At 47.8% G+C, this 12,101-nt stretch carries 10 protein-coding genes; 8 read left to right on the forward strand and 2 right to left on the reverse strand.

Translation table 11 applies throughout. The features are described 5' to 3' along the window. Positions 1–49 precede the first annotated feature (49 nt). Positions 50–502 carry a cell division protein ZapB gene (locus tag M1D70_RS06975; protein ID WP_009591693.1) on the reverse strand — a complete coding sequence of 151 codons (453 nt, stop codon included), beginning with the start codon at positions 500–502 and terminating at the stop codon, positions 50–52. 221 nt (positions 503–723) lie between these two features. On the opposite strand from M1D70_RS06975, the gene M1D70_RS06980 reads away from it, so the two are divergent. The 6 genes from M1D70_RS06980 to M1D70_RS07005 all read left to right on the forward strand — a co-directional run bounded on the left by M1D70_RS06980 (position 724) and on the right by M1D70_RS07005 (position 8,520). Continuing rightward, the gene (locus tag M1D70_RS06980; protein WP_009591751.1) at positions 724–882 is read left to right on the forward strand and encodes a hypothetical protein; all 159 of its coding nucleotides are present in this window, start codon (positions 724–726) and stop codon (positions 880–882) included. A 259-nt stretch (positions 883–1,141) separates the two neighbouring features. Further along, the gene (locus tag M1D70_RS06985) at positions 1,142–1,876 is read left to right on the forward strand and encodes a hypothetical protein (protein WP_456290400.1); all 735 of its coding nucleotides are present in this window, start codon (positions 1,142–1,144) and stop codon (positions 1,874–1,876) included. 184 nt (positions 1,877–2,060) lie between these two features. Continuing rightward, positions 2,061–2,792 carry a hypothetical protein gene (locus M1D70_RS06990; RefSeq protein WP_009591746.1) on the forward strand — a complete coding sequence of 244 codons (732 nt, stop codon included), beginning with the start codon at positions 2,061–2,063 and terminating at the stop codon, positions 2,790–2,792. Between the two features lie 114 nt (positions 2,793–2,906). Beyond that, the gene (locus M1D70_RS06995; protein ID WP_009591580.1) at positions 2,907–3,305 is read left to right on the forward strand and encodes a helix-turn-helix transcriptional regulator; all 399 of its coding nucleotides are present in this window, start codon (positions 2,907–2,909) and stop codon (positions 3,303–3,305) included. Between the two features lie 324 nt (positions 3,306–3,629). Beyond that, positions 3,630–4,829, forward strand: a complete 1,200-nt coding sequence (locus tag M1D70_RS07000) for an S-layer homology domain-containing protein (RefSeq protein WP_456289515.1) — start codon at positions 3,630–3,632, stop codon at positions 4,827–4,829. A 925-nt stretch (positions 4,830–5,754) separates the two neighbouring features. Then, the gene (locus tag M1D70_RS07005) at positions 5,755–8,520 is read left to right on the forward strand and encodes a DUF5704 domain-containing protein (RefSeq protein ID WP_456289516.1); all 2,766 of its coding nucleotides are present in this window, start codon (positions 5,755–5,757) and stop codon (positions 8,518–8,520) included. Positions 8,521–8,573: 53 nt separating this feature from the next. On the opposite strand, the gene M1D70_RS07010 is transcribed toward M1D70_RS07005, so the two are convergent. After that, positions 8,574–9,677 carry a YheC/YheD family endospore coat-associated protein gene (locus M1D70_RS07010; RefSeq protein WP_009591621.1) on the reverse strand — a complete coding sequence of 368 codons (1,104 nt, stop codon included), beginning with the start codon at positions 9,675–9,677 and terminating at the stop codon, positions 8,574–8,576. A gap of 283 nt (positions 9,678–9,960) precedes the next feature. On the opposite strand from M1D70_RS07010, the gene M1D70_RS07015 reads away from it, so the two are divergent. Beyond that, positions 9,961–11,106 (forward strand): glycosyltransferase family 4 protein, encoded by a 1,146-nt coding sequence (locus M1D70_RS07015; RefSeq protein WP_456289517.1) that lies wholly within the window; start codon positions 9,961–9,963, stop codon positions 11,104–11,106. Between the two features lie 72 nt (positions 11,107–11,178). Continuing rightward, entirely contained in the window at positions 11,179–11,760 is a 582-nt protein-coding gene (locus tag M1D70_RS07020; RefSeq protein WP_456289518.1) for a WIAG-tail domain, read from the forward strand. Positions 11,761–12,101 lie beyond the last annotated feature (341 nt).

Genomic DNA, 12,101 nt, shown 5'->3' on the forward strand with positions numbered 1-12,101 from the left:
CACCTCCTTTTGCCTGGTTGAATGGGATGGATTTGGATAAGAGCTTGTCCTATCTCGAACGGTTCGTTCGGCGCATGCCGAATCGCAGGACGCGAATGATGACAAAGTATCCGGCAGCTAACGCCACGGCGGTGATCGCTACCGTTTTTAAACGTTCCGCCCCGCGCTTTCGTGCGGCTTCAGCCTCCTGTAACTGGCTTACCATTTGGGTTAATTGCTGGTTCTGCTCTGCAAGATTGGAGTTCTGCTCCGCCAGGGTCAGATTTTGCTGCTGCAGCCGTTCGGAAGCGATCTTGGCTTTATCAAGCTCTTGCAGGGCTTGGTTATAGTTGCTCTTAAGCTGGTTTATTTCGTCGGGGAGTCCCGTGAACTGCTGGATATTATCGTACATATTGTTGAAATAATTGGCGCTGGCGGTCCGTCCTCCGGCCGGCAGCGCGATTCCTGCCACCAGCAGAATAAGAGAAAGTTGGATGAGCCTGGATTTTGACGGCTTAAACATGCGGGGTCACCACCATTCGATTATTTATAGTAAATACGAATCAGATTTCGACAGGTTTCTATTAATATATATTACCCACATTCGCATGGGAAGTGAATCCATTCGCAGCTAAGTTGTTTAACTTGCCAATGCGGCGGGTAATGTATTCAAGCAAGCGCATAGAGGCCATCCCATACGAAATGAACATAAAATGAACTAGCAGATAAAAGGAGATTGCGATTATGATGAAAGATAACAACGTGAAGAAAATTATGATAACGGTGAATGGAAAGCCCGTAGGCAACGGCTTATTAATCGATAAAGTCACGTACGCGCCCATTCAACGCACTGAAAGATTTATGGGAGATACGAAGTCCGCTTCGGCAGCGGTAATAGGTTAGTAGATCCCGTATATTCAAATAAGCAGCCTTTAAAACCCGGAGAACGCTCCGGGCTTTTTTGCGTTGGTTGGCGTTAATCTATCGAAGTCGTTTTCATTCTGCTGCGGGATGGGAGTATCCTAAACAACAGAAAATATCGTCTGAATATGACGTTTTATGGAAGAAACAGTTACAAAATAATACATTTATCCTTTATACTAGGTCGTAACATGAATCAGTATACATAAACCATAACAGGAGAAAAGGGGTTTTGAAGAAAATGGGCTTTTGCATTCATTGCGGTAAAGAATTAACGGATGGCGTCGCACATCAATGCGCTAACGACATCTCGGCGAATCCTCTGAAATATACGGCGGCAGCGGCGGAGCCGGAACATAGGCGTCACGATTCCGCATCGGCCGGAGGCTCTCATACCAAAACTTCATCGGCCGTTCAAGTCGATGGTCAGGTGCTGCTGAATCTATTGAAAAATCCGATGAGTGCCCTGAATATGCGGGGGGATCAAACAGGCATGATCTACGGCCTGATCGGGATGGCATCCAGCATCCTCGGTTTCTGGTTGTTCGGCCTAGGAGTCAAGCGGATGTTCTATTCCGGACTGGGCATGATGTCCGCCTTGTTAAGCGATTTCGGGATGGGGAGCCGTTTTCTTCTGCTGGGATTGTTCTCAACCGTCATCCTGCTGGGTTCGTTCTGGCTTGCCGGGAACATGATGACCAAACAAAAGCTCGACATGAAGGATTACATAGCCAAAATGGGCTCGTTCCAGCTGCCGTTCGGAGCGGTGCTTATCGTTAGTGGACTGCTCAGCTTCTTGTTGGTAAAGCCGGCTTTCTTCCTCCTTGTATTTGCTCTAATGACCGGTTTGGCGGCAAACAGCGCCGCCGCAATCGAGTTGTACCGGATCGGCTCAACCCAGCTGGTCAAATTCATTGGGATCGCTTTAGGAATATATGTTTTGCTGCTTGCCGTGGTCAACACCATTTTATTGTAAAGGAACGGCATTCTGAAGGTAGCCGCAGATTTCCTTGTACGCGAACTGCCATAAAGCATATCCACGAAAGACCGCAGCTCATAGGGCTGTGGTCTTTTTTTGTCGAAATTAGGATGGGAACATATGTTCCGTGACAGTAAGATGTCCCTCTCTATTGGTACATTATTAGAAGAAGAGGAAAGAGGTGGATGTATTGCAGTCAGGCTTGTATTCGGATTATACATGGAGCCACAGCCATGTGTTCGCTGGCGGCACTAGTCAAGTCTTTCTGCTGATCGAGTGGAGGGCTGGTGTCCAGAAGCAGAAAACGCAGTCCAAAGGCCTTCGTCGGCGCATAGCCGAAGAAGTCCAGCTGCACCTTCAATTAGGGGAAGGCGTTCAAGTGGAACAGATGTATGGCTGCCAAGGGGAGATTCTGAATGATCGCAACATCTCGTTGTCTTTAGGCTCTTTGTCCGAAGGAAGAACCAAGCGATTGGTTCTTGAGCTGAGTGTCGGTGCTCGTCAATCGGGGGTGTATCCCATCGTTACTGCCTTATGGACTTATATGGATGTTCTAAAGCAGAAGGTGGTTTTGCAGCCGTCCCGAACGATACCGCTTCAATTCAGCAATCATACGACGTTGAGATACCGAAAAGCAGATTACCGGGTAGAGAAAGTGCTGAAATTATACCAGAATGCTTTCATCCTGGAGCAGGCAAGAGAAGAACTGGAACAGGGGAATTTGACTCAAGGTGAAGATCTGATTCGTAGACAGGCAGATGAGATGCTTTTATACGCAACCCGATTTCGAGATCCGGAATATTTAAAGGAGGCCGAAGTCCTTTATAAACTCAGTGTTCTATATAAGAATACATATCAGCAGTTTTATTCTGAAAATGCGAACTGGAAAAGGGACTTTAGACTTAAGTCATAACCAGGAAACAAGAATCCCTATATAAAAAAGGAAAAATGATATCAGGGTCGAATGTACTATTTAGCAGTCAACAAAAATATGTCTAATTTACTAGAAAGATAGGGAGAATGCCATATGACAGACCGACTGATCCGACTAATGAGAATCATTACCCTTGTACAAGCAAGACCAGGAATACTTGCTCGGGAGCTTGCCGAACGCTGTGGAACCAGTGAAAGAACCATTTATCGGGATATGGATGCCCTCAGTGCCATGCATATCCCCATCACTCACCAAGGCCGCGGCCGCGGCTATACCTTCATTGGACATTTTGCAATGTACCCCCTTGGTTTAACGGAAGAGGAGGTACAGGCATTATTTAAACTGCTGAATGTAATGGACAAAATCAAGCCGATCCTGCCGGATGAATTTGAAAGCGCTTATGAAAAGGTGTTGGCTGCTGTATATAAGCAAAGCGCGGAGAAGGCTGAAATTCAGGCCGGGGACCGGGAAGAATCCTCAACCGGTTTATAACACTTCCACTACATGTAACAATTAAACCTCGAACGAATGGACACAAATTCATGTGACTATCGTCGAGGTTTTGTCATGTTTAGGGTGCATCTGCGGTCGTGAATAGAGATGATCAATCAACTAGTCAACTAGAATCAGGTTAGGAATATTATACCAAAATAGTGGATTATATGATAAAATAACTACAATTTCTCTCATCCATACAAAACTGTAAGTGTTGTGTAATTGTGAGAGTTGGCGGTAGATGTCCCTAAGCAAGGGCGTAGAAAGGAGATATAAAGGAATGACATAGGGTTAACTATAACCATTTTCAGGAGGATATGCATGAAGAAGATCTTGATCAGTGTATTAACGGTGCTAACTGTGATCATCGGAAGCTTGAATTCGGTCGTGGCGGAGGCGGCCCAAGACAATGCGTTCGGCAAAGCGGTGGAGTCTCGTGAGACCGCGGCTGTCCAGTTTACGGATATTCAGGGCCACTGGGCCCAGGCAGCTATTCAAGATGCGGTACAGCGAGGTTATGTGGATGGGTATCCGGATAGAAGATTCCTGCCTAACCAACAGGTATCCCGAGCGGAATTCATCAAAATGGCGGTGTCGGCCCTGGAGCTTGAGGCAGCTTCTACAAGTTCAGGTTCCTGGTATGCTCCTTACGTGACGGCGGCAGAATCGGCAGGGATCTATAAAGCCGGCGATTATGCCGACGGTAACCTGACTCAACGGATGACGCGTGAAGAGATGTCCAAACTGGCGGTAAAAGCACTGGGGTACAAAAATGTGGAGGATAAGCAGTGGATGTATCTTGCATCCAAGGATGGCATCATATCCGGGACCGCCCCGGGCGTAATATCACCAACGGGCGCTACCACAAGAGCTCAAGCGATTGCGGTCATTGAGCGACTGCTTCAGGTAAAAAGCGGCAAGGAGCTTCCCGTGGATAAATATGCAGTAGCTGCTGCTGAGGTGTATTGGCACAAGACGAATATTTTCTCGGTGGCACCGGAGATTTTTAATGGGCCGGATAATCATAACAAAAATGTAGGTATCGATTCATGGAAGTTGTCTAAGCTGCAATTCGGTGCACCGGATGGGTCTGTTGTTGCTCAGGTGGATGAATTAATAGCTATTGACTGGAACGATCCGAAAGATCCAAATCGCAAATTACTTCCAAGTAAAGATAAACTTGTGTGGGTACTTGGTTCTAATAAAAATGTCTTTGATAACGATTTACAAGCTTATGTGATTCTACTGAAATCACATTATATTGTTAATAATAAACCAAAATTATACCCTAGGGACGAGCTAGCGTTGAATATTCGGGGATACAACGGAAAAGCAAATGGTAGAGTTTTAAATATGCCGCATCTTATCGAATCAACAGATCCTAAAAAGCACGTTAATGGTTTGGTTATACCCAAGGAAGGATTTAGTACAGGGGGTATAATTGAAGTTATGGTGGAAACTATTACAGCAGGTGCTCCAATTTATCTCAGTAAATTATCTAGATCTATACTGATTAAGTAAGGGTTAGCATATGAAGAGATCTAGTCGTTATTATACTGTTTTAGTCATAACTGTCGTCACTTTTTTAATATCATTATTTCTACCTTATTTGCATTCTATTGAGGCAGCCAATGATACTACTCAAATTATAGATTATGAATTCGTAGCTGACCCCAAAAATTATGAGTATAGTGGATACTTATTTTCTGCTAAAAAAGAGTTAGAAACAAAGTTAATTACTTTGGACGCACCCTCAGGAAAAATAATAAAAAAGATTGAATGGATAGACAAAAAAACAAAATCCCCCATAAGACCAATTAATGGATTCACACCCGGGGTAACAAAATGGAGCGGCAAAGACTCTTTAAGTGGTACGAAAATAAAAGTTTCTTCAATTAATAACACAAACTACGGTGGTGTCTATTACTGGGATAGATGGTCGGTATCAGATGCAGGAAAAGAATATGGACAATTATGGAAGGCTTCAAGTACATTTGGAACAATTATGGATAATAAGAACTGTAGAAATGTTGAAAGAGAAAATATCCAAGGACATCAACTTCCTAGATACCCAGGATGCACGGATAAGGAAATGAGAGCACCTATCAATAGAAAAGAAGCGTTTCTTATTACGGAAATTGGGCATGCATTAATTGGGACATGGATACGTAGTGGGGCTATATCGGAAGATGCAGTAACTGCTAAAAATGTTCAAATTGATAATACAACAAGAATTCCGGATGTACATGGTACATTTGGTACATCAGATCCAAGTACAGTAGGCGGAGAAGTTATTAGTGTAAACGATGATGATCTTAACTCTATTACTATTAAATTCTCCCAGACTTTCAACAACGACACTTACAACCGATACTGGGCAAATCCAGGAGCCAAGCAGGTCTGGTACTTCTCCAAATTCTTTGTAGACTTTGATTCCTACACTTATATGTACAAAGACAAACTTCTCCGAGCCACATTTGCAGATGGAACATCAAGCCTGGAAATTACCGGTCCGACCTGTGTTCCACCGGGCGGTACCATTCAACTTACAGCGAAATTAACGAAGGTAGACGGAAGTACATACAATCTGCAAAGACACGATAAGTTGACTTGGCGAAGCTCGGATAACAGCATCATGTCCGTGAACGCTTCCGGTGTGGTTACAGCCGTGGCAACGACGGGGCAAGCGACGATTACGGCTCATTTTAAGGACACGGCCCAAGCCCTGGACGAAACCGACGATGCCATGATTCAGGTCGGGACAGGGTCATCTTGCGGAAATAACGGAGGAGGAGGCGGTGGAGATGGAGGCTCAGGCGGTCCGCCCAACACATGCGGGATCCAAATCGGTGCTGCGAGAAAGGGAACTGTTACTTCGCACACGGTAATGGACCCCGTGGCAACGGGCGTTATTAATGCGGATAACCGGGATTCAGAAAAGTTTGACGTTCTGGACGGGATACCGACTTCGGAATCCCTGTACGTCAATGTGTTTGGTCTCAATTATTTGTACAAGAACCAATGGGCGAACATGACGGGGGAGATCACCTACACCGTTCCCGTCAAAAAAACATACCTTCTCACCTGGACGATTCCGGGAACGCCAAGCTCAGGACCGGATGATCCCGGCACGCCCGATGAACCTATGGAAGAAGAGGTTCCGGTAGAAGAACAGGTGACGATAACGAGGCCGTACTCCTACTGGCAAATCGATAACCTGGAGGTTTATAAGCTGTCCAAAACGACTGTCAGCAACTATGCTTTACCAGGCGGTTCGGTGAGCCTCACTCCAGCCGGTTACACACCTCCCGTTCTTACGTCCGATCACAGCACGAGTCTTGACGATCATGTGGAGCCTGCTTCATGCGAAGAAGTGGATTTAGGGACGGAAACCGTTCCAGGCGGTTCAAGCAGACCGGCGGTGCCGACAACCGATTTTATGTCCGCAGCCGAGTCGGCCGTGGGCCAAAACCAGGTAAGAAACGATAAAGTCCTATTTAACGGATCTACCGTCATGAGTGACAGCTGGGCACAGGGAACGGCGCCATCTCCAGGGATTATCCCTCCGGCCGCGACGATTCAAAGAGACGTATTGTACGGCAGAAACTATCTTATCAGCAGTACGCTGTTGAATAAAGCGAATACGGCGAGCACCGGTACGATTGATTACGAGCTCATCCCGGGCAACATTAATGGCGGGTCCCATCAATCGTTCCCGGTCAACGCCATAAACACCGTCACGGTCCACACCCCGGTCGTCAACTATTCTTCCGTAACGGATGATCAGGCCCACAACCAGAAGACGACCCCCAATCCGAATCGGTCTGCCTTCATCTTGGATCGGCCGTTTACGGTACGCATCCCTACCTCGGGCCAGCATCGGAACATTCAGGGATACGGAAACCGGGACTATGCGAAGTATGTAAGATCGAAGCAGGTTTATTTTCCGTTCGATGTGTACAGCAGCGACAAGCGCACTTTCTATCCAAAAGACACCTGGATCACGATCCCGACGGCACAGCTGGATACGGAGTTTTTTCTGCCGGTGTGGGTAGATGAGGGCGATTACCAGGTGTACTTCCGTACGATTGCGGAGAACGCGCCGCCCGACTATACGACGCAGCCCGATGCCAACACGAATTTATCCCACCATGTGGCTACGGATATAGAACCTGTGGAAGTGATCGGGCGCGTGTATGATTTTCATATCACGGATATTGCCGATTATAACTGGGAGACCGTCTTCCGCAAGCAAAAAGGGAACGCGTCACCAAGCGGGGCGTCCTATTGGACAGGACTCCGCGGCATTGACGGCGAGGCCCGGGGGAACGCGCTGCCTTATACGCTTCCCATCGCTCCGGGCAAGCATCCGGCACAGGGGTATAAGAATGCGGCCGTGAAGACAGGATACCACTTCAAATTCGATTTGAAGACTAAGGGCAATATGTTCGGGGCGCAGGACGGCATTTCGGTTACGCCGAGCTTTTATTTCGTGAATAAAGACGGCAGCGGACGTCAGCCTGTCGATCTGTATTACCACAGTGGAGACCGGAAGTTCATTCGCATCGGTTCCCCGCAGGATACAGAGAAGCGTTACGTCATTCTGAATGAAAGGCTGCGCAATGTACCCCAAGAGGAACTGCAGGATACCGCTTCGTATCTATACAACCACGGTGGGGCACCGGCGGGAATGTCCCCGGCGGCCTATGCGAAGCAGTATATGGAGAAGATCAGCAAGAGCAAGACCTGGGTAGGCCGGCTTGACTGGATGCTGCTGCCGTCCGGCATTCGAACATTGATCGGGCCAAAGTCGGGGCTGCCAACCTCCGTTGACGGAGAGCGGGCCAACGCCGCTGTTCAGCGCTGGTACGGTGAATACAGTCTTCCCGCCGACGTCTATGTAGTGAAGAAAGGAACGGATCTGGCGGCTTATGGGCGGAGTAACCGATTGGACGAGAAGTCCCCTGTATTTCTGAAGAAGGGGTATATCGTGGTCAATTTCAACATCGAGACGATCCGTGAGGGCAATACGGCCAAGCCCCATCTGCAATACATTCATGCACCGCTCATGAATCAGTGGCAGCTTGAAGGGTACAGTCGAACCTATACCGATCCTTATGGCAAGAGATTTACGCTGCTGGACGGGGATGTCGTATTTTACCATGCAGATCAATCCAGTAAAGGGGATTTCAAATCCCAGGTTCCCCATTAAAATCGTCATGAACCAGCCTCTCCCGTTCTCAGGGGGAGGCTGGTTTTTTCCATTCAATAATGCGGCCAAACCCCGTTATCATAAAGATACCGGGCAAAAGCCATCGGATTGTAGTATGAGTATTTCCAAACTTCCTCCATTCCGGCTTCCCGAAATCCATAACGTTGATCGCAGCCATTGCATTCAATGAAATAGATCTTTCCATTCTCGGTAATGCCGACATCCATTCCAAAATCAGCTGCGTAAGGAATATACAAGGACAGCGTCTTGGCGACATGGAGGGAAAACTCAGCAATTCGTTCTATGGTAAGTCCTACAGGCAAGCCAGGCATACAGCGGGCGAGTATGTCCGGGACCCGATAGGCTGAGCCGCCTTGAGCAATGTTGGAGACAAACGTTCGTGGAGCCGATGTTTTGGCGAACATGCCGGCGACTTCCCAGCGCCCGCTTCCCCCGCGCTGAACGGTAACTCGGATATCAAAGGGGCGGTCATCATATTCGGCAAGCGGTATGCGCTGCTGTACAACGAATGGAGCTTGCCTAATCCGCTGATAGATCAGTGGATGGAGCTTTCCGGGCGGCAAGGTAACCGTCCTCCAACCTTTGGCCGATGGGGATGAGCGGGAGTAAGTGAATTGACTGCGAAAAGAGTTACCTTTTAATCGCATAATACCAACCCCGATGCTTCCATTGCATGGTTTTAGAACGAGATCCCCGTGCTGGCTCAGCATGGAGCGAATCGAGGCAGGGGTAGCTTCTACCGTATGAGGCAGGGATGGTAATATCCCCTGGTCCTGTTCCAGCATATGATGTATAACGTTTTTACCGTAACGCGTACGCCCGTTATAAACGAATACCCCGCGCTTGATCAGTTGATCAATCAGCGTCTGCTCCTGTTTTTTATGATAAATAGCCCGCATATGAATAACGCGTGGGATGGGAATATGCACTTGTGAATATCCAGCTGGAGCCGGAACAAAACCAGTCACCTTTCCAGTCTCTAGTGAAATATGATGGATTGTAAAAAAACAAGGAACCAACCCATTCATGGCAGCAGCTTCTTCGTAGTTGGTCAGTGATTCAGTGCCGATACTCCCGCTGGAAATTCTGCGATACGTATTGTTGTTGAGCAGAATGCCGACATATTCCAGATGCATGGTCACCCTCCTTGTCACCATAATCCTGTACTCTTTGTACCATATCGTATGCGTGAGGATGATTGTCCCGGATGGACGGGTGTCGCCCGTGGTTGGCCTATTCTTTGTCGGGAATTAGTCACCAACAGGCCCTGATTCGGTATATGTTAAGGTATCTAACCATACAAATGAACAGGTATGCGCATTTTGGATATGGCAACGAAACACTACGGGTCAAGGGGGAACCTTTGATATATCAGTAGGTGTTTTTCATATAGATAAGATGTGAGAAGGATGTGGAGTTATGGGTTTGCGGAAGGTGGCGGTTGTGACGCCGGGATCGTTTGTCATTCCATCGGGGAGGAGCAGCTCCGTCGAGCGGGTAGTAGAGCAGACCATTCCATTAGCACAGGGTGCCATGGATGTGCGCATATTCGGAGTACTGGGAAAAGGGCTCCCTTCAAAAGACACGATCAACGGCGTTCCGTGCTACCGCCTGCCACCTGGAACGAATTATTATCCTTCCTTGCTGCGGAGGCTTCAGAAGTGGAGACCGGATATTATCGAAGTTCACAATCGGCCGCTGCTGGCGCAGCGCCTCAAAATGCATCTGCCGGATGTGAAAATCGTATTGAATCTTCACTCCAATACATTTATTTCACCTCCGTATATGAGCGAGCAGCGTTTTGGGGCCATTGCTCGCTGGATGGACGGCATTGTGGTGAACAGCCGTTTCCTGCTGGAGGATATCACTTCAAAACATGCTGGGCTTCTGGAGAAGATCACGATTAATCATCTTGGTGTAAGTCTTGATCATTTTACTCCTGCTTTCAGTCCTGCTGCCAAGGCACTAAGAGAGGCAAAGCTTGCTCATTACGGATGGAACGGACGGCGAATCATTCTGTTTGCGGGACGGCTCATCCCTGACAAAGGGGTTCACCATCTGATTGCCGCATTGCCTCATATCATTGACAAGCATCCGGATGTTCTTTTGCTTATTATCGGAAGTGCGGCCTACGGATCCGATCGGGAAACCGCATATGTACGGGAACTGAAAAGAACGGCCGGACCTTATACCCAATGGGTATTTTTCCGCCCCTTTATCCCTTATCCCGCAATAGCAGACTGGTACTCGCTTGCCGATATTGTGGTTGTCCCCTCAGCGCCAAGGGAGGCCTTTGGGCTCGTGAACGTGGAAGCCATGGCTGCAGGAGTTCCCGTCATCGCTGCGAATGCAGGCGGTATTCCGGAGATCGTGGAGAACGGCGTGACGGGCTACCTGGTTCAAAGGGATGATTTTCCTGGCGGGCTTGCCGAACGGATTAACGGATTGCTTCAGGACGAGAATCTGCGTACCCGAATCGGGATGGCTGGTCGTGAAACGGTGCGTCAGCGTTTCAGATGGGATCATACGGCAGAACGATGGGCCAGCTTGATGCAAACCATCTAACCGACTGTGGCAGTAGCCCCTTCTCTTGAATAGGATGAAGGTAACGATTAGAAGCAGAGGAGAGAGCTGACAGTGAACAAAGCCAGAAGGATCACCAGGATAAGAAAGGGAAGGCCCTTTCGGCGGTACGATGGCTATAATAAGAAGATAGCCATCAGAGGAACTTCCGGCAAGTGGTCAGATTTAGAGAATGATGTGATGGATCACGCGTTGGCTGATGATGTAATCAGTGCTTCCCATCTGCAGCATCGCAGCGTAAGAAGTGAAGCGATTGAGGATTATGCCGTACACAGTATTCATCTGTCATCCGAATCCATTATTTCTTCCAAACTAGCACTTGAATCGGTTCAACCGAGTCATCTTTCCTTTAATCCAGTTCAAGGGGTTCCTGATACGCCTTTACTTCAGCAGTTTGGATATTTCCCCTTTATCTTTTCTGATGAACAAGAAACGATCGAAATTACAATACCGCTACAGACCTCCTATCAAGATGAACATTATGTAATGGTGGCATCGTGCAGTGATCCGGTGTTTCAAGCTGGCATTCGAAAACGGCAGCATGCGGAGGTTGCCATCGAAATTACACGGCCGGCAGGCACTATGATCTCAGAAGGCTGGCTGTACTGGATCTCAATAGGCCGGATGGTAACATAATGGAGGAGAAGGATGGGGGGAAGCGAGATTCCACCCATCCTTTTTGTAACCAGGGGGATCCCATTCGTCAACATGATGGAGATGCCGTTCCGAAAAGAGCCTTAGTGCAATCATCCGCAGAAGTGAATACTAAGGAGTTCTCCGCATGACGCTCATTTACGAACATGTTACTCCAATCAAGTGTTGTTTACATATGGAAGATGATCATACGTTTAGAGAATGGAATGGTCCTTGTGGATGCCGTCACGAAGCGAGAAAGTCAACATACAATAGAAATGAATTGCCAAAAGATTATTCGGTCCTCACGCAGTGATGAGAAACGGGAGGCGGAATGTATATGA

The organism is Paenibacillus sp. AK002, assembly GCF_053903045.1.